Raw genomic sequence first — 19,705 nt, 5'->3', positions numbered from 1 at the left:
CTATGCCACTCCGAGCCGCTCATGCAGCTGTTCGAGCGGCACACCTTTTGTTTCGATCACCATGGCCCTAACCCAGATCAGTTGCAAGACCATCATGAAGCAGAAAAACAGGAAGACGTAGCCCGGAGCAAAGGTAGTGACAACTTTCGGGAAGAACGAAGTTAGCAACGCCGCAAAAATCCAGTGCGTGAAGCTACCAAGCGCCTGCCCCACCGCGCGGTGCTTGTTCGGAAATATTTCCGAGATCAGAACCCAGATCACGGTGCCCTGTCCAATCGCGTGCGCAGCGATGAAAGCGAAAATGCAGATGGGCACGATACTGTAGATGGCCGTGAAGAACGCCCATGCCACAAGCCCAAGAGAAATGATATACCCATACGAGCCAAGATATAGAAGTGTGCGCCGGCCCAGGCGATCGATGAGCCACAATCCGACGAGTGTAAAGATCAGATTAGTGATACCGATCCCGACGGACTGCAGTAATGCCGCCTGTGTACCCAATCCGGTCATTTCGAAGATGCGCGGAGCAAAATAGAGGATCGCATTAATCCCGGAAAGCTGGTTGAAAAATGCCACGAAGAAAGCTAGTAGGATGGGTACGCGTAGCGATGAACTCCAGAATCTTTCCGCTGAAGCCTTCTCCGCGGATCCGGCCAATATAGCCTCCGCTTGGGCCGCAATTTTCTCATCCGACGCATTCGGCTCGATCAACTTCAACACGGCGACACCGGCTTTGTGGTCCCCGACTCCCAGGAGCCAACGAGGACTCTCCGGAATCACCAAGCAACAAAGCGTATACAGGATCGACGGAAGCGCAGCGACACCGAGCATCCAGCGCCAGGCGCTCTGACCAGCACCCGCCAACAAGGCGTTCGACAGATATGCGATGACGATGCCGAAGACAATGTTGAACTGGAACATTCCCGCCAAGCGTCCACGATACCGGGGAGGTGCGATTTCCGATATATAGAGCGGCGCAGCAACCGTTGAGATTCCGATGCCCAAGCCACCGATCAGTCGGGCAATGATGAACGAATACACGTCGGTGGCCAGAGCCGACCACACTGCCGATACGATGTAGAGGATGCCAATGCCGAGCAAAGTACGCCGACGCCCAAAGCGGTCGGTGGGCCATCCGCCCAGCAGCGCGCCCACGACCGTTCCGTAAAGCGCCGAAGCTGTCGCAATACCATGTGTGCCCGCGCTTAATCCCCATAGCGCCTGGATCTTCTGCTCCGCGCCGGAGATGACGACAGTATCGAACCCGAAGATAAATCCCGCGAGCGCAGATGTCACCGACCAAAAGAAGATTTGGCGGCTCATGTGTCCGTCTCTTTGAGCGTCATTCACGATTTGTTTTTCGACCTCAAGTCCAGCATGTAACGTCTAGCTCGGCAGAGCAAGATAATGTGCGAGCGCATCGATCTGTTGTCACTCAATCCCAGCGCTTGGCTTGCATGACGCCCGGGCTAGCGATGGACAATGCTCGTCGTGAGGGCAAAGCAAGTCTTTGCTGAGTAGAAACCCACTGCAAAGCAGAATCGTGCCAGCCGGCGCATCGCTGGCGAACACTGCTGTGGCCGCCATCGCTGCACCGATGCCGGTGGTGCCTGGAACGGTGATGCTGCACCAAGCTCATAGGCTGTCACTCTTTCCGCAGCCGAACATAATCCAAAGGAAATGAGAGACCCAAAGGCGCTTTGTACTTGAGGGATTCGACGCCGAGGTAATGATCCCCTTTTCTCAAGTAGTGGCGACCTAAGCTGACCTCTTGAAGTTGTCTTGCGTATTGGCTGCGAGCAAAGAACAGCACATCGTTCTGTGATTCGGCTCGCTTTACATCCATCCCGCCCCCCAAATCGAGAGCCTCTCCAACTGCTTGCCCATCGAGACTCATCTGATAAACGCCAGCGTCAGGACTACGACCTACCTGCACTAGCACGTCGAAATTCCCGTCTTCCTCTACAGGAAATTTTAGAACAAGGCGGGCGTGTGCTTTGGTCACGTCTTTCCACACAATGGCATGATCCGAACTGAAGACCGAAGCCCATGCGTCGAACACGACGACTCCATCGTCTTTCTTGACGATTTCTAGCTGCTCGGCCTCGATGATATCGGTGTCTCGTTCGACATCCACGAAGTAATTCAGTCGTTCCTGAACCGGAACCGGCCTGTAGGCATCGGCGCTTCCCGCTGCCTGGTACCAGTAAGCCGTGGCGGCATATAGCAATGGCCACGCGTTCGGATGGTATTTCTCGATGACCGCCTCGAAGGAACGGTGAAAGGGCACGTTGTCTGCCACCTGGAATCGGACGTTGGAAACGTGGCCATAGTTGTTGCGATTCAGAGGCTGGCTTTGGAAGGCACTGTCGAATACTTCTGGATGGAAAGCCGCCCAGGCATACCCGAAGTAATCCTCAGAGCCCGTTCCGAAGGTCGAGGGAAACTTCTCTCCGTCCACAAAGAATTTCTCATCCCCTTCTCCCCACCATACTCGGTGCTTGACAAACCAGTCCAGCAGAGCTTTCTTTTCCAGGCTCAAATTTCCCCAGCCTCCTGGAATGGCCTTACGTTTGCTGCCGGCCGGGTTCGGGTTCCAGACGTGAAGGTGGAAGCCGCAGAACCGGCCCGGCCCACCCTCCACCATCAATACTGGCCAATCGGGCCACCGATCCCCTTCGAGATAGCGAATTGCGTCCCGCGCTCCGAAGTCGTCCCGATGCCACTTTGCGTGAAAGCGTAACAAGCGATCCGCGCGTGGCTCCGGCTGATGCGTCACGGAGATACGCAGGCGACGCATGGTGCGTCCATCGTTCTTAAGCTCAAGTATCGCCCTCTTGGAGAAAGGCATATACCAGTGCGAATAGAAGCCATCGGAAGTCATCCCCATTGGCAGTGACCGATAACGATTGATGCCTGGGGCGGTCCCAAAGAAGTCTCCCAACGGCGACCAGATCGAAGGAGAGCTCTCGTTATCCCACGCGACTTGCATTACCAATTGGCGCAGGATCTCAATGTCTTCAGAGTGACTGTCGCCACGGCCTGTAGCATCGCCCAAATCGATCGGAGTCACCCGAATCGAGGTGATTGCTCTCGGGCCCCGAAGATTGGCCAGGCGCGCAGTTCCTCCAGGAGGGATGCGGATCTCTCGTGTGAGCAGCTCACCGGCTTCTGCCGCTGTTCCTTGATTCCCTCGCCGACCGAGAATCTCATTGGCTTGTGCAAGAGCTGCCTTTTCAGCGCCGTCGAAATATCCTTTGAAGCTGGGCACGGACGTCCCATCCGGGAGAATGGTGTAGTTGAAGTGATAGAACAGACCCCAACCCTTCGCCAGCACGATCTTTATGGACTTTCGAAAGGGTATGGGAATGTAGCTGTTGTATCCCCGAGAAACTACGTGGGTCAGTTCCGGGTAGTTGAACGGCTCCTTGAGGTTATTGAAATATTCCTCAAAGGGCATGTCCAAGACAGGGGTTTCGGCGCCGTCGATAAAGTACTTGATATGACCCTGGCGAGGATAGGCCGACCATACGCGCCAAATCACGCCGGGCCCCTTCGCTTCTACGACAACATCGCTGTCTCCCTCTTTACGAAGGACTCCAGCGCTATCGTCGAACTCTCCCCAGTCCTTGTAAGCGCCACTCGCTGGATCGTACTGCGCCGCTCGAGCGTAACTTGTCCAATTGCCGCTTTTCTCACCTTTCCCCGGTGGTTCCGCGAGATGCGCCAAGCTGTAAATACGGCTGACGATCTCCGGATAGGTGATCGTTGCGCCCTGTGACGCCCTAACCTCCCCGCTAGCAGTTAGGATCCAAGCAGAGCACAGAAACATCATCATTCGACTCACGGACCCGTCCCTCTCTAAACACAGCTTCTCCGAAGCCTCCGAAATCGCCGCGTGATCACTATTGGGGCAACGAACCTGGTTGATCTGCTACGGCTTTCTCTTTCTCGAGTCGGCATTCGAAAACGGCCGAGTTACAGCTGCGATCATGGGCAGTACCAAGCAGTGCCACCGCTTAATATTCTCGCGACACTCCTCCATCGAGCGGCATAAAGCTGATCGGCAGTTCAGTTGCTTCGCGAGGCACGGCTTCGATGGCCCGCGCTTCGCGCCAGCGCGAGACCACTCGCGAGGACTCCGGCGCGGCCGCACGGCGTCGTCAGAAGGGGATTGAGTGTTGTTTTCCTTACGTCTTCGCGCCCTCGGCAGCAACCAGGCTCAGCGCGATGTCGAAACCCGGAGACCATAGACATTCAGAGGTCCCAACGCTGTTGTGTCTTGACACGATCAAGCCCCTAGCCGCCCACACTCTTCGAGTCTCGTTATCTGAGACCGGGCGTCTCTTGCATGTGGTCCCTGCTCATTGAGCTCACGCGCAAAGCTTGCTTTGCGCTCATCGTGCCCGCGGATACAGCTGCGAACCGCGATGGTGAACGGTGATTCCACGCGATAGTGAACAGCGTGGCGCCAGTGACTGGAGGGTTGCCTTGTACGTTAGGCAGTTAGCGATCTATTCGTGCGTTCTGCTCAGGTGTCCGCCAGCGTGCGGGACTTGCTCACGCGGCGTGGACAGCTGGGGAACACTCACGAGAAAAGGCTGGAGCGATACGCAGGAAATCGTGCACGACACGCCGTTCCGTCGGGTAAATGTGCTCCGTGGGCGAGATGCCGAGCCCCATCTGCTGCGCCAACCAGACAGCATCGTAGCGATCGCCGGTGTCCTTGATTCGCTCGTACTGACTTGCCTTCGAGGTGTTCACCAGCTTGGCATTGCCGGCCTCGGCCGACCATCAACGGGCCAGTAGCAGTTGAAAGCGCCTTCCACTGCGATGGCGGTAAACTCAGTGCGATAGGGCTCCAGGGTTTCCAGTGTGATTACCAGATCAGTCGGCAGACGGATCTCGAACATGCGCCGGTCCGCTCATCAAATGATGGCAAGACGATGATAGTTTGGATGCACATCCCCAGCACTCTGGAATTTCACCGTCGGCTCCTCGAATCGTGGTCAATCGGGCTTGCGTGACCTGCGACATTGCTACCGACGCAGGTCAGCCCTCAGCGACCGTACACGCATGCAGATGGGAGCAACCGACCGGCCATCTCTAGCGGCGAACTCAATGCAGCGGACGGTCCGGCGTCTGTACACGGTACAGGTTGACCGAAACAGGAGTGCCAAAATGCGCCCTTAGAGACCCGTGAGCGGGCCCATCGCCACCTTTCCACTCCCCAGTGACAAGCCTTCACACCGGGCCATTTCGGAGACAAGCCGGTCCTATCTGAGGCAGCATCGCCCTGATGCTCCGCTGCGCCACCACATCAGCGTATGGTGTGCACTTCCGCGACGGGGGTATCCGGCCATCATCGCCTAGCGTCGTTTTTGGTCATGATCAAATTCATTTCGCAGCCCAAGACTGAAATCGACTGTTCTGCGGATGAGTTTCCTCTTCGCGGCCCAGCTCACGTTCCAGTGCGATGAGCCATGAACCCGCTCTCGGACGCGAACGGGGAAACGATGTATAGAGAGCCCCTGGCGCAACGCGTGATAGTAGGCATACAAGTCCAGAGAATAGTCCTTCGGCGCGACCTGCCACGAGTTGTAGAAGGCCCTCGAAAACATCGTTGGTTGAGCATTAATATCCCATAGCGGCCTCGCGAGGAGTAAGGTTTCGAATACGCTCATCCCCACCGTGAATGCAGCATCCGTCAATGGTCTGCCACAGCGACGCCCCTTCACGAAAATTCTGTCACCATGCGTTTCGAACAGTTCGAGGCCATGCAGCACGTCGAGGGGATCGGTTTGCATATCGGCGTGGGTCCATCCGACGACATCCCCTCTCGCAGCGGCCAACCCTGAGAGAATTCCAAAGCCGTATCCTTGATTCCTATCAACTCGGACACTCCGGCATCCCAAGCAAGTAGGCAAAAGGCTCTGGAGGACGGCTGAGGTGCAATCGGTGGAGCCGTTGTCCACCAATATGACCTCGATGCCAGGCCTGCTTACTAGATCCCTGCACCTCGCAAGCAACAGTGGCAGGTTTGCAGCTTCGTTGTAGCAAGGTATCACCAGCGAGAATTTCATTGAGTCTCCGAGGAGGTGCTTGCTTTGAACACGAACCACTTCATTCCGATGAAGTTCAATGACGCTGAGATCGCGGTCGCCGTGAGAAATGCCAATGGCACTGCTGGTCGTACATCACGCAACAGAAACAGTGCGGCCGCATTAACAATCACGTTCGTGCATAGCGTAAGCAGATACAGCATTCCGTACCGCCATGAACTTCCTTGCTGGCAATCAATGTGACCGAATGTCAAAATGCGGTTCGCGAAATAGGTAAATACAGTACCCATCAAAAAGCTGCTCGCCTTCGCGACATCAACGCTAACAGTCGCGCTTCGAACGATGCTGCTATAGATCAGGAAGTCGAGCAGAACGCTCGAAGCTCCGACGATCAAGAAGAGAGTTAACTCGCGCCTTATCATGAGCGCTCCACCACATATTTCGTCCTGAGCAACTCCAACTTCCCTAGAAGATGAGGTCACAGAGACTCAGCTTACCGTCGGAAGGAACTGTGCAGGGCGAGCTATTCGGACTCGGTGCATGAAGGTTAGATCAATATCACAGAATCTCGGCGATTCTGTCAGCGGGTGAGGCGCCAAGGGCTCTCTCCATGAAGTCGGCGTATCCATCCAAGCCGACATTGGATAGCGGCTCAGAACCGCGTTCGCCCTACGTATGAATATGTGCCCGGCCTGCATTGATGCCCCTTTCGTTAGCCGCCACCCCAGTGTTTCTTAGCCGTGTGATCGAGCCCTCGATGACGTTGCAGTCTCTTCTTGGAAGTAACGACCCCCCACCGAACCTCTTTTTCCTGGGCACGTACTTTCACCGAGGAATGACGTCAGTTTGCTCCGGTAGAAAGATCGATGCGAAACCAGTGCATGCCCGCGCTAAATCCGGCCGGTGCTCGAGACCAGATCGAGTGTCACACAAACGACAAAGTCGATGCACCGCTCAGCTCGTGGCTCTCATCGTCGGTTCGCCGACTATTTGCTTTTCTGCGACGTGTGTGCAGAGACGGGAGCCGGCACGTACGCACGTTGCGACCCCGATCGAAGAAATATGGCGAACGGTTGCAAACAAGGCGAAACCTGGCTGCTTCAAAGGCGCAGCCTCGCCACATCCTTTCCTCCGAAGACGGTCTTCGCAGATGTCAGTGGGCGCTGACTTCAGACGTACTGGCCTTCGTCTGTGTGCTGAAACGCCAAGTGTTCACCTCTAGCAGACTGCAAGTGGCCAACAGCATCACTCCGTCGCACGCTATCGCCGTGTCGTTTACATGTGATTACTGCTCGTTCGCGCAGAAATCGGCCTTTGAAATGCCCGAGTGCGGCATGCCGTCATGGACGAACAAACAGACGTCGCCTGTGCCAAAGCATAGTTCCGGATGCGGGGGAAATGGCTCTCTTAGAGCAGCCACCTTACTCAGATCAAATAGCAGTTCTTCATAGGGAAAACTACGCACCACATAGCCCTCGAACAATGGGATCGACGAGCTCAGGCTCATGGCGATCAGCGCTGCGGGCAGGAGGACGTTGGCTTTCGGCACGGACGGCAGCTGTTCATCAACACCTCCCCGCAGCCTCACAGTAGCGTATACCAGGAAGCTCGTTATCAATGCGAACGATGCAAACCGATTCGCATCAACAGCTATCACGTGCATGGCCAGCGGAGCTGCGCTCGCGCCCATCGCCACCAGCCGCAGGAACATGGACTGCCGATCTCGAATCATCTGCGACCACGAGGTGCGCATCAAATAAGCTGTAATCGGCAGGGTCACCACCCAACTGAACAGAATGAAGCTATATCCCGACGGTTTTTTATAGAAATCCATCGTCATGCGGAAGTTGTCTGTCAAAGTTGTGGTCAACGTGATTCCATACTCCGTCAATGGGAACTCCACGCTCGGCTGGATTGATTGATACATCTCGGTTGCCGACGCTTCGCTCAAGCGCGTGCTCAATACGATGAGCAGTGTGGCAAAGACGCACGCGCAAACCAGGCACAGCGACAGTAATTTTCGGCGCTGCTCGGTGGCTTTATCACCAAGATCTATTAGGAAGCGAAACACGAGCAATGGAAAGAACATCACAAACTGAGTTTCTTGGATCAACACGCAAATGGGAAAAACAACGGCGACGAAGATGCAGCGCTTGTAGAAGTCCCGAAGCAAAACCGCCAATAGCGTGACCAGCAGCCCTACTTGGTCTCCATATCCTACTATGTGCGCCAACACGACAACGGCGAGACTCGATGCGAACACCAACGCAATCAATCGTGAAGTGAGATCCCCCACCGCACACAGACGTCGCATGAGCCATAGCAAAATCAACACGTTCGCCGCGAGAACGCTCATCATGTACCAGAAGGCAAAACTGTAGGTGTACATAGCAGGAATATCGAGCGCGGCGAAGACAGCCCCCTGCAAAGAGCGCTTGGCGAAACCAAAATCGTAGTTCGAGAGAAAGTGGGTTAACGCCCAGCGATTCGGCGGCCTGATTCCACGCAGTACCGAATTCAACAGCAGTATCCCGACGAGCATTACCCAGACACGCTCGCTCCATTGCGGGATAGCTTGATACGTCGAACGTGGATTTGCGGTTACAGAGCTTCCATTCATCAGGAGATATCCTTGATAGTGTCTCTATACAATCGACCGTCGCATGCGAGAATTGGCTAGTAATGTTCAGTCCCGCAACGCGGACTCCATGAGCACTGTTTCTGCAACAAATGATGTTAACCAACGAGGGCATGCAGCCGCGGAAGAAGGTTACGTAACTCCGCTTCCATAACACTCACTGCTCGCATGCTTCATGTCTGTCGAATCCCGCCCGCTTTCGCCAGTGATACGGGTCTCTGACGATCGCCATCCACCGCGAAAGCGATGCGCCATGCGAGCGCGAGGGCCACGACAGACATAGCGCTGGTGGACACTTTACTTCACGCTTCACATCGGCGACTTCGTAGCCAACTGTGCATGCACCTGGAGGGTTCAATCGGTGATAATCTCAAGACGCCAACGTTCATCGCGCCTGAACAGATACGGGCACGTGCCCGCGCACCCTAACGAGCAGGACGATTCGGGCTACGCCGATGCTGCGCCAACGATGTGCGAATTTCATCGTCCCGAACTGCTCCGATCGTCGCTTACATGCCGCGCGCCGCCAAGGGTCGACTATATCCTCATGATTGGCAGGGTCGATTTCGTTCCATCCTCGATCGCCCGTCCGAAATACCCGTCCAGACATTCTTGCGTGCGCCGCGGGATATCAACGTTCGACGGTTGCAACAACGTCGTTGGGGTATGCCCCATCTGTTACGCGAAAGAAATTCCGCCCGACGCGACGCGAGTCGATGCATGTCTCACACCGCTGATCGGCGAGGATTGCATTACGTCCATTCTGCTGCCCGACGGGCAGTTCCCGGGTTCATACCATTCTTCTGGGCCCACCGTATTGTCTTACATGCCTCACCTTCTTAGGGACCACGCGGTTGTACGAGACGCGTGGATCTCGACGGATTCGATCAGCGTGTCCCATGAATTCTAGGCGACGTGACCCGTAGGCGCACACGTCACGCCGGATAGTAAAACTGTCGGAGACGGGGTAGCTCGCCGCCAGCAGTCTGCAATCGCACACCGTTCGATGCGACATCTCATCGAACGCCGCACTGAAATCCCTAGCAACGCGCTGTGGCTGATTCCGGGCGGCCACTTCGGCTTCCTCGTTTCATGGCCGAGCAAACTCCGCCACCTAGACTCCGGAATGGCGTGGATGATCACGGTTCGGCCGCGAGCTTCGCAGGTCCTTCGGCCGCTCCTCGATGGCGGATCTGGATTGTTCGTCCGCGCAGAACGACCCCTTGATTCCAGAAATGTTCCCTGCGCATAGCCGCTTGCTCGGGCGCGCAAATCATAGCGCCAGAATATTCCAGCTACCCTGCTTTGGAAAAAATCGCGCGAGTCTTGGAATACACGGTATATCCTCGTCACCACCAGGCGTTTAGGCTGTCCACCCATGATCCCCCTTTCGCAGCCGCATATTGGGAAGGTTCTGAGGCTCGTCATCTTTCGCGACGACGTGCAAGTCTTCAACCCCTGGAAGTTCAATGTTGCTGGTGACGATCTGTATGTAACGAGCCGAGGTTCGGATGGTGACTTCCACCATTTCAGCCTGCACGCGACCGGAAGAATCCACTACCGAATGGAAAGAAAAGCGGTGCATCTGATGCGCAACGCGACCGCCATTGCTGGCGCTAGGGGTTGGATGCACGCAATCACCTTCCGCTTCAATCCGGGATCTAGCGACATCCTCAAAGCGAAGCCCGTGACAACAACACGGGATGTATTCAAAGTTGACGTTCCGCTGGGCCGGGTACTCCAAGTGGACGTGCTTCTACAGAAGCCCCACGACGACAAGCCGCTTCCCCTTTATAGTCAACATTTCCGGCCGGTTTGGGAGCGCCCGCTGCGCTCAGGAGGACGAATCCTGATACTGATAGCGCTCAGCCCGCTCGACGATGCCGATGCCAAGTTCGAAGCCTACGTACGAGATGAACTTCGGATCACGGTCAACAAGCCACCCAAGAATCATTCTGCGGAAATCATGCAGATCCCCGATGGCAGTGGAGCTAATGACGTTCGCATCACAAACGCGGCTCCGCAGACCTACCGATGGAACGATCCACAGCCTGTCAACGCTGCTCCCGCGCGGTCCGTCACGGTGGCTCTGAAGCCCGCTGAAGCCGTGCTGCGTGCACCCAATGGGGTTTCCGTTGGAACAGTGATGCTTACCGGATGCAACGCTTCGCCTTCTTTGCACCTGGAGGAAGAGGCCGAGATCGATGCGGGTACATTCATCCTCCGACTGTTTCCTGAAGGCCTGATCAGAGGCAGTACGTTTTTACTAACTCCAATGTATCTCAGCACGTCAATCCGGCTGTGTGGCGTGGCCAGGCATTTTCATCTGCGATTTCGTGGTTCATTCGACGGGGATTCTTTCACCGTCCGTGTCGCCAAGCACAGTGTGGGCGCGCCACTGAGAGACGAGAACAGCGCGCCAATGGTCGAGCGCCTTTCGGTAGTAGTGCCGCATGAGGAGATCACTGTATCCGCGGCGCTGGATGCTCCAATAACAATTCGCCCGATTGTGGGGACGGTCGGCAGGAAGGTACCCTGAAGCCGTAAGTTCTGTAAAGCAGCGTCCGCCATGTCACCAACCTGCAACTCGCAGCCGTTCGTTGCAGGTGCTTACTCGGCTGCCGCACGCCGCAAGGAATGCCACGTTTGGTAGCTCCAAGTCCATCACTGAATGGCATCCAACAGGTTGCAATTGCCCTCGCCGCGGAGGGCGGCCTCGAGTGGTTCAGACGGTGGGGGTAACAGCAAAGCGGCCTTGATCGATCAAAGGTTCATCACGGATCACCCGCGAGCCGCTCACATTTCTGGCAAGTCCACGCTCCCCGTGCGGTTCCCATGGAACGCCGTCTGCCCTTACCGCACCGGATCCTCTCGCTTTCGCGGATGTACTGGCGCTGGCGTCTTGATTGAACGTTCACGCGGACCCGACTCTCGCAGGGACTCCCTCGTAAGTGTCGATTGGTGGATGGCCTCCTTGACGAGCTTCAAGAACTGCTCACGATCGGCCGCGTTCGGCAGGCGCTGCTCCGCCAGCGCCTGCGCAGCACGCAGCGTCAGGAATGTCGACTTGAGCTCCGGGCGTTGCGCAAGAGCACGAGCGCGATCTCGCTGATCATCGCGAGCGAGCCGGGCCGCGCGCGCACGCTCTGAGAAGTACTGAACCTTCTCGATCTTCCATTCGTTCCGGTGCGCCTCGCGGTCTGTTTGAGAGATCACCCGGCCCGTCTTATCACGCTCGCGATGAGTGACCGTGAACGCGCGTCTTGAGACGAGCTGGACCCCTACGACATCGCCTGGCTGTGGCTTGGTCTCGGCCTGCTCGAGCGCCCGCTTCAGATCCTTCCCCCAGAGGCGCTTCTGATTGCCCAGGACGGTGAGATCGACGTAATAGGACATCTCCTCGCCCCGACGAAACTGATACGGCGCTGTCCCATGGCTCTGCAAGCGACCGACGATGAGTGAGCCTGCGCCGGCAAGCCTGCGCGCTTCGCGAGATGGCAGCGCACGCTCGTGCTGTGACGAACCTTGTTTGCGGCGATCCCGATCCACAGCCTCCTCCCCCTCATTCACGCAGCAGCCCGGCAGCCCGGGCCGGCTGCTCGCGGGAGATGCCGCGTGCAACGGCGCGAGATCGAAGTGTAACAATCCTCATCGGCTCTCCTCGCGCGATGTCATCCGCCACGGCGTTCCTTACGATGTGCATGAACCTGCGCTGATCCTCGGAATGGCCCAAGCGCTGGGAAACGACCTGCGCCAAGCGCAGCTGCAGGTACGACCCCGCAAGCTGAGGATGCCGCTGTGTGGCGATCTGCGAGGAGACCGACGCATCGCGCACCATGCGTGAGAATCTCGCCCGCTCTTCCAAGAAATCGTGCGTCTCGATGACATAGCGATCGTGTTGGATTTGAGACGCCGCAGGCCTCCTCTTCGCATCTTCATCCCTCGCGATCCGCCTGATCGTATCGCTCTCGTGCTCCCAGCGACGAAGTACCACCTCATCACCGATCTTCGGGCGAGAGAACGAGGTCAGCAGGGCGCGGTTCAGATCTGCATCCCAAAAGGTTTTCTTTCCTCCACGGGTCTGCAGCTTGATGAAATAGGAGGGGTTGTTCCCGGTCTTGTTCCGATAGGGCGCCGCCCCATGTTCGATGAGCCGGCCTCGCCATTCTCGTAGCGCCTGGTCTGAGGACGCCTCGTCATCAAACATGGCGGTGGACATGGGTCGGGACACCGTCACTGGCGCGCGTGGCTCATATGTTCTCGCCTGGCTCAGGGTGAGCTCCGCGTGTTCAGCAGGCTCCGCTGCGGCCGACGCACCAGGAGACACCTGGCGGTTTGCTTCCGCCTGCATCCGTAGAGTGGCCTCGTCGTCGCGCACGATGACCCCTGTGCGCTCGGCCGCGCGCCACATCAGCTGCTTGAACGTCTCCGTGCCGGTGACCGTGATCTCGCGCCAGCCACGCGCCTGCGCGATGGCGGCGAGGCTCGTGGCCACCTCGATGTTCTCGCTGCGGGTCGTCAACCGATCGCCGCGATCGACGAAGGCCGGCTGTCCACCGTGGAAGTAGTAGCTATTGCCGGTGACGAGGAAGCGTTTTCGAATTTCCTCAGGGACCTCCCACCTCTTCCGAGCATTCTGACGTGCGCCCTGCGCTCGCGGCTGCCCGACGCCCGCGTGAGCGCGCCCGTTCGCGCGCTCGTCATGACGCTCGCTGTTCCATGGGCGAGAAGACAAAGAGCCCGGTGCGATCGCATTGAGCCGCGCGCTCCTCACAGGGTCGGTGCGCCTGCGCGCAGAAGCAGTTGCCCCATCCTCCTCCTCCAACGGATCCTGGCTCGTCATGACCGACCTGCCTGCCGCCCGGCAGTGTCCCCTTTTAGGGCCGCCAGAAAGCTCTCGGCCGCAAGCTCAAGATCCTGATCGCTCACACGCTCCCCCGGCTCCGTTTCCGGAAACACCACCGACGACAGATCGACATCGAAATCCTCGAGCGTCAGTTCATCGATGCGCTCGATGTCCTCAAGGTTCGCCCGGCGCGCACGGAGCTCACCTGCAGCCGCGGCGGATGCGGCGGTGTCTGCGTTAGGTTTGCCCGCAGGCACCGCTGCCGGAAGGATCGGCTCGATCGCAGGCACCTCGGGCGGCGGCATGACTCGTTGTGCGAGCCACGGAACCTCGTAGTAGCGGATCTTTCGAGCGAGGATCGGACGGATACCCTCCATGAAGATGAGCGCCTTCTCTGGCCCCATCTCGCACACCTCCTGCGGCAGCATGAGCGCCCGGCGCTGCTCACTGATGCTCACGTTGTGATGCCCACGCATCCCGCCTGAGAAGAACGCAGGCCTCGAGTGCGACTTCACTTTCACGGTAGTGGTCCCAAGCTCGCGCGAGAGCTCCTCGGCCTCCTCCATGTCCTTCGGTGCAAAATAGATGCGCCCTGCGAGGGTTTTCAGCAGCGTACGACTGCCGTGCTCGCCATAAACCTCGCGCAACTGCGAGGGCGTCTGCATCACGAACAACGTGCGAATGTTGAATCCCGGCGTAAAAGCGCTCGCCTCCGCAATGATCGGGATGCGCCCAAGCGCAGGGCCCTCATCCATGATCAGCGCCAGCTGATATCGAAGTTCCGGGTTGTGCTCGGGCAGCTCGTCGGTCTGAAGCGCGATGGTCTGCTGAAACAGCAGTGCCAGGATGGGTTGTAGCCGGTGCAGATCTTTGGGACGTACCGCGATATAGAGCGACATGCGCTTTCGCCGGAACTGCCGTAAGTCAAAGTCGCTTGCAGAGGTCGCGGCATCGAGCCGCGGGTTCGCCCAAAGCTCAAGGCGTGAGGTGAAGGTCTTGCGGATGCTCGAGGCCGTCTGCGGCGCAAGATCGATCACATCCGACAGCGCCCGCACGCACTGCTCAGGTAAAGGATGCGCGCATTTCATCCGCCCCTGGATCACCCGCCGCCAGTGCGCCGAGAACCCCTCTTCATCATCGGCCATGCCCTGCCGCAGGATCTCACCGATCGTGCGTGGGAGTGAGGGCGTTGCGAACACGTAGAGGCCAATGCCTAAAAACAGGGACCTCCCCGAGGCCATCCAGAACGGATCCGCCCCCGGCGGATCGGGAAAGAGCATGTTGGCAATCAGCTGCAGATCATCGATCTGCTGGCTTAAGGACTCCCCCACATAGTCGAGCATGTTCCATCGATGCGTGCGGCCATCGGCATCGAGCGGATCAAATAGAAACACCTCACTTCCGGACGCCGCCCGCCAGCCGGCCGTGAGCGTCCAGTTCTCCTTCTTAATATCGACGCACACCACCGAATCCTCCCAGGTGAGAAGATTCGGGATCACGACGCCAACACCCTTGCCCGAGCGCGGCTGGGCCGAGAGCGCGACGCCTTGTTGTCCGGGCAGCGTGATAAACCGTCGGCCCCACGGCCACCATCCCCCCAGCTCGCCCAGGATCAAGCCCTGCCCGGTGAGCAGACCCGCCTGTCGGATCTCGCTACTCCGCGCAAAGCGCGCCTCTCCATGCAACGCCGCCCGCCGCGGCACGAGCGCAACCGCGGCGATACCCGCGACGAGCGCGGCACCGACACCTGAGCACCACCAAAGGTTGCGCACGATCGCAGGCCAATCGCCGTAGTAATAGCCATAGCGGGCGATGGTGAGCGGTGAGGCCTCGCTCACCGGAATGCCGAGCGAAAGTAACAGCAAACACCCCGCCACATACTGGGCCGCGATGAGCGCAGCCACGACCACTGCAGTGAGCGAAAGCCAAGGCACGCGCCCGCGTGAGAGGCGCAGCGTCCAGGGCGTGCCGCTAGGATGCATGAGCCCCCCGCTGCCTGCGCGCCGGCTCGTACCAAATCTCTTGAATGAATCGTTCATGATGTGACACGCCGAACTGCACCACCACATCGATCAAGAGATACAGCAGCTGTTTGATGTCGGCGCGGGCGAGCTCCTGCCCGCCCGGACTCTGCTTGATCAAAAGCACCAGCTGCTCGAATGCAAGCTCCGCGCTCGAGGCATGGACGCTCGTGATGGACCCGGGATGGCCCGAGTTCACGTTACGCAGGTAATCAAACGCCTCCTCCGCCCGCAGTTCGGCGAGCAGAATTCGATCCGGGCGCATGCGCAAGCAAGACTCGAGCAGCTGCTTCGGCGTGACATGCGCCACCCCCTTGTCATCCTTGCTGTAGTAGAGCCGCACGTGATTGGGATGCTCATCGAGCACGAGCTCCTTCGCATCCTCGATCGTGATCAGCCGCTCATGGGCGGGGATCTCTCGGATCAGCGCCTTGGTGAAGGTGGTCTTGCCCGAACCTGTCGGCCCTGACACCAGAATGTTCTGACGGCTCCCCACGGCGAGCTTCATGAACTCGACGTACTCACGCCGTTCGAGCAGCCGCGTAAGCTCGCGCTGGACCGGCGCCGGCGCATCGGATGCGGCGCGTGTGGCACGAAACAGCCCGCGCTCGGCCAGTTCCGTCACCGACCACACGCAACTGGCCGGCCGCCGAATCGCCATCGCGACCGTGTGCGCCGTCGTGGCCGGCGGCACCACGAGCTGCACGCGCTCACCCGTCGGGAGCGAGGCGGACAAGAGCGGGGATTCTTCATCCACGCGCTGTCGGGTGTAGTGCGCAATCAGCTTGGCAAGCCGCAGGCACCAGGGGAAGTCGGCGGCGGATAAGGACTCCCGCCGCCAACCAGAGGAGGTCTCAAGAAACAGTTCACCCGGACGGTTGATGCAGATCTCGGTGATGGCCGGATCATCCAATAAGGGACGCAGCGGCGCGAGCGTGAGCGCCAGTGCCGATCGGTCAATGCTCATCCCCTCATGCGTGCGCGTCTCACCTGTTGAAGACGGCGCATCCCTGGGCACGAGACTATCAATCGCCTGCGGTGCGAAGCTCATAGACGCTCCTAAAATCAAGATCCCGCGCCACGAGCACGGCAATCCGATCGCCATGGCGCTTCGTCACCGTCGGTGGGATGTGAATGGTGCTCTTCAGCACCTCCGTCATGATGTCGTTGGAGCCCGCCGGATTGATGATGACAGCGTCGCCGTTCGACTCTCGTTGCACCGCTGCCTGCACGGCGCCATCGATCACGGAGATCAGGATGGCCGCCCCGAAGCGATCCCAGAAGTGGCGATCGACCTCACCGGGCAGCCCCGAGCGACCGAGCGCATCGGTACCGGGTGAGGCGAGCGGCACGACGACGCCTGTCGGCGTGCGCGCCTCGGTCCACAGCACGAACACACGGTTGGACCCGGCTCGGACCTGCCCGCGGGTTTCACCGATCAACTTGCTGCCACGTTCCAACAGCACGACCGAGCCATCCGCACTGAACGTATCCGTCGCGGTCACGCACGTCGTCATCCCCGGCAGCGCCGAGCTGATGGCGGTCTCGAGTGTGCAATCCAGAAACGCGCCTTTGGGTAACAGCAATCGGCGCGTCGGCAGTACCTGCGCCTGGGCGGGCTCAAGCACCGTGGGCTCAAGCAGATCCGCAAGCTCCCCTCGCCCGCTCTCGGGCGCAGACGAAGAAAACGAAGTAGAAACTGCGCCATCGAACGGCGCGGTCATCGTCGCCGTTCGCGGCGGCAGGTGAGCGCCGGACCCACGCCGTGCAGCCGCGGGTACGAACGCCTCCCCACTCAAGCGTCGATCCGGCGCCTGCCGATCCGATCTCGCCCCGTCGTACGATGGCTCCTCATCGCGCGCTTCCGGCCAGCGCCGATCTTCCAGTTCGCTGAACGATGTTTCTTCTGGCAGTGCCGGCGCAGGTCCTAACACGCGCTCTATCAACGGTGGATCGATGCGCCCCAGGGGCGGCAGCGCCGCCGCACTCTCACTGCCGCGATCATGCGTCGAACGGTCCTCACCTTCACCCGGGCGCTCTGCGAGCGCATGCTTGTAGTACCACACAAGAAACGTCGTCATCACGAGTGCCCCCAACCCGAGCGCAACGAAGTTTGTCAGCCGCGTCTGCAACGAGGTCGCGCGATAGGTGGCACTCACACTGCGATCGCCTGGGATCGCCGCGTCCTGCCCCACTCCATCGGGCGCGGCGCCCGCAGACTCTGGTTCACGTACACGCATACCCCAACCGGCGCCCAACAGCGTGCGAAGTCGAAAGAGCCCGTTCACGGCGCAACTCGTTTGCGTGCGCGGACGACGGAGGGTGCGAGCGTGCCGGAGGGCAGGCGGTTGCCCGCGCCTTCAAACCCTTGATTGACGATGCAGGCCGACAGCCATCCTCGTCTTAAGATGAGGGCGCGCGCCACGCGATGGATAACGAGATCATCCTGCTCCACACTGAAATTGAGCAGACTCTCGGTGCCATCCTCATTGCGCACGAACACGGCGGGCCACTCGGTACGCGCCCCAAAGGTCAGCCGCGTGTGCACGCCATCATCAAAGGCCGCCCGTGGCTTGAGACTCTCCGCTCCGCTAAACCAATAATCTTTGTTCTGCGCCCGAAGATCGCGCGCATGTGCGAGTGCCTCATCGAGCTTCTTCCCCGCATCGACCGTGCCCTCAGCGCTCGTCCGTCCGGGATAGTTGAATCGCACGACATACATCGCCTGGGCATTCTTCGCATCCGGCACGCCCTGCGAGACGGTGTAATGAAACCGGTAGGCACGCCGATCGGTGTACACGACGAAGTTCGTGCCCACGTTCGCCGCTCGCGGCTTCACGATGAGCTGGTTCTCATGCGCACCGAACACAATACCTTCGAGATCCCCGCCGCCATGACCTTCGAACACTTCCCCCGGCTCGAACACGAGCTCGATGCTGTAACCCACGAAGCCGTAGAGACGATAGATTTCATCAGGATCGTAGGTCACGGTGCGTACTCGCCCATCGGTAGTGCCTGCGGCCGGCAACGACTCGGCACGAGCACCGCCGAACGCCGCGAAGAGCAAGGTGATCACCGCAAGCACCGAACCAGGAGACATCCTGTTGCTCATCGCCGTCGCGCCTCCGTGCCGGTGGCTTCGCTCACCGTATTTGCGGCGGTCGGCTCATCCTGGCCCAGCACCTCCGGCTCCGGACGAAAATCGAGAATCCGAAACCCGAGCGGATTCCAGGTGCGCTGCTGGCGTTCCTGCTCACTCCACTCGCGTTTCTTTAAGTCTCCCGCGCCGTTCGCATACGCATAGCGGACCGTCGCGACCCAATAGCTCACATGATCGATCCCATTGCCCCCTGCGCGGCGCACTTTCATGTAGCGCACCTGCGCCAGGTTGCTCTCGCCACCGGCCCCTTCGAAGAAACTCACCGAGCGCACCTGGGCGCGCACCGTGGTGCCATCCTTGTAGAGGTTCAGTGGCGAGGATGGATTCGATCGGGCCCACGCAGCAGCCCAGGCTTGATTGCGCTCAGGGCTGTGGAACGATCCGCACTGCGCGTAGTCACTTTCGGCGGTGGCGAAATTGAACCGCTCGCAGGTGGTGACGTAGAGGTTCAACAGATGCCGCGTGAGCGCCTGTGGCATCGCTTCCGTTCCAGTGAACACAGGGACCGTATCGACGACACCCGTCGCGCTGTCCACCCGGATGAGGTAGGGCTGGGTTTCTTTCAAGGGACTCATAACGACGATGGCGACAATCGCGACCACCGCACACGTCCAGCCCGCGCCCGCGGCCCAGCGAGTGGTCCGTAACGTCTGCGCCCGATGTGCCTCCCGATCCGCATCCCAGGAGGCCGCCTCCTTCAGATAAGTTTCAACCTCGCTCATGTTGCGTGTTCCCTTCGCTGAGATCCTTCTCTTCGGCCTCCTCAACTTGGACAGGCGCCGGTAGGTTGATGGGCTCGAAGCGGCCGTCACACGTCGGTGTGTTCACGGCACACGCTTGGAGAAGTGCGAGACCCGAAACGGCGAGGACGTTCAAAGCCCACCGGGTCTGACGGATACGGACGCAGACCCTGGGCGAATACGGATTCACGATCCTCATCAAATGACTCCTTGTCTCAAACGGGTCGGGTGGAACTCG

14 protein-coding genes are annotated in these 19,705 nt (G+C 59.1%); 1 reads left to right on the top strand and 13 read right to left on the bottom strand.

The genetic code is table 11. The annotated features are described in order from the left end of the window. From JM946_RS29500 to JM946_RS29480, 6 genes are all read right to left on the bottom strand, one after another. Positions 1–1,323 carry a sugar porter family MFS transporter gene (locus JM946_RS29500; RefSeq protein ID WP_203171055.1) on the bottom strand — a complete coding sequence of 441 codons (1,323 nt, stop codon included), beginning with the start codon at positions 1,321–1,323 and terminating at the stop codon, positions 1–3. Between the two features lie 322 nt (positions 1,324–1,645). Beyond that, positions 1,646–3,838, bottom strand: coding sequence for a glycoside hydrolase family 172 protein (locus tag JM946_RS29495; protein WP_203171054.1), 2,193 nt, complete (start codon positions 3,836–3,838; stop codon positions 1,646–1,648). Positions 3,839–4,560: 722 nt separating this feature from the next. Continuing rightward, complete coding sequence (locus JM946_RS30075) at positions 4,561–4,764, bottom strand: hypothetical protein (RefSeq protein WP_218043199.1); 204 nt, start codon at positions 4,762–4,764, stop codon at positions 4,561–4,563. 605 nt (positions 4,765–5,369) lie between these two features. After that, entirely contained in the window at positions 5,370–6,083 is a 714-nt protein-coding gene (locus tag JM946_RS29490) for a glycosyltransferase family 2 protein (protein WP_203171053.1), read from the bottom strand. Further along, a complete protein-coding gene (locus JM946_RS29485; protein WP_218043197.1) occupies positions 6,080–6,457 on the bottom strand; it encodes a GtrA family protein in 378 nt (125 codons plus the stop codon). The genes JM946_RS29490 and JM946_RS29485 overlap by 4 nt, the downstream gene beginning before the upstream one ends. Positions 6,458–7,347: 890 nt before the next feature. Next, a complete protein-coding gene (locus JM946_RS29480; protein WP_203171051.1) occupies positions 7,348–8,682 on the bottom strand; it encodes a hypothetical protein in 1,335 nt (444 codons plus the stop codon). 1,396 nt (positions 8,683–10,078) lie between these two features. Between JM946_RS29480 and JM946_RS29475 the strand changes: the two genes are divergently transcribed. Next, positions 10,079–11,239 (top strand): hypothetical protein, encoded by a 1,161-nt coding sequence (locus JM946_RS29475; RefSeq protein ID WP_203171050.1) that lies wholly within the window; start codon positions 10,079–10,081, stop codon positions 11,237–11,239. A 314-nt stretch (positions 11,240–11,553) separates the two neighbouring features. On the opposite strand, the gene JM946_RS29470 is transcribed toward JM946_RS29475, so the two are convergent. From JM946_RS29470 to JM946_RS29440, 7 genes are all read right to left on the bottom strand, one after another. Beyond that, a complete protein-coding gene (locus tag JM946_RS29470; protein WP_203171049.1) occupies positions 11,554–12,249 on the bottom strand; it encodes a hypothetical protein in 696 nt (231 codons plus the stop codon). 13 nt (positions 12,250–12,262) lie between these two features. Beyond that, on the bottom strand, positions 12,263–13,543 hold the full coding sequence (locus JM946_RS31125; RefSeq protein WP_218043195.1) for an LPD7 domain-containing protein: 1,281 nt from the start codon (positions 13,541–13,543) through the stop codon (positions 12,263–12,265). Next, the gene (locus JM946_RS29460) at positions 13,540–15,450 is read right to left on the bottom strand and encodes a type IV secretory system conjugative DNA transfer family protein (protein ID WP_203171047.1); all 1,911 of its coding nucleotides are present in this window, start codon (positions 15,448–15,450) and stop codon (positions 13,540–13,542) included. Before JM946_RS29460 ends, JM946_RS31125 begins: the two co-directional genes overlap by 4 nt. A 67-nt stretch (positions 15,451–15,517) precedes the next feature. Next, complete coding sequence (gene virB11, locus JM946_RS29455; RefSeq protein ID WP_203171046.1) at positions 15,518–16,672, bottom strand: P-type DNA transfer ATPase VirB11; 1,155 nt, start codon at positions 16,670–16,672, stop codon at positions 15,518–15,520. Next, on the bottom strand, positions 16,593–17,855 hold the full coding sequence (gene virB10 / locus JM946_RS31450) for a type IV secretion system protein VirB10 (RefSeq protein WP_218043194.1): 1,263 nt from the start codon (positions 17,853–17,855) through the stop codon (positions 16,593–16,595). Before virB10 ends, virB11 begins: the two co-directional genes overlap by 80 nt. Next, on the bottom strand, positions 17,852–18,679 hold the full coding sequence (locus JM946_RS29445; protein ID WP_203171044.1) for a TrbG/VirB9 family P-type conjugative transfer protein: 828 nt from the start codon (positions 18,677–18,679) through the stop codon (positions 17,852–17,854). The genes virB10 and JM946_RS29445 overlap by 4 nt, the downstream gene beginning before the upstream one ends. Continuing rightward, positions 18,676–19,449 (bottom strand): virB8 family protein, encoded by a 774-nt coding sequence (locus JM946_RS29440; protein ID WP_203171043.1) that lies wholly within the window; start codon positions 19,447–19,449, stop codon positions 18,676–18,678. The genes JM946_RS29445 and JM946_RS29440 overlap by 4 nt, the downstream gene beginning before the upstream one ends. Positions 19,450–19,705 lie beyond the last annotated feature (256 nt).

The sequence above is a fragment of the Steroidobacter gossypii genome, from assembly GCF_016801985.1.
Classification (GTDB): domain Bacteria; phylum Pseudomonadota; class Gammaproteobacteria; order Steroidobacterales; family Steroidobacteraceae; genus Steroidobacter; species Steroidobacter gossypii.
This window is presented reverse-complemented; position numbering and strand designations above follow the sequence as displayed.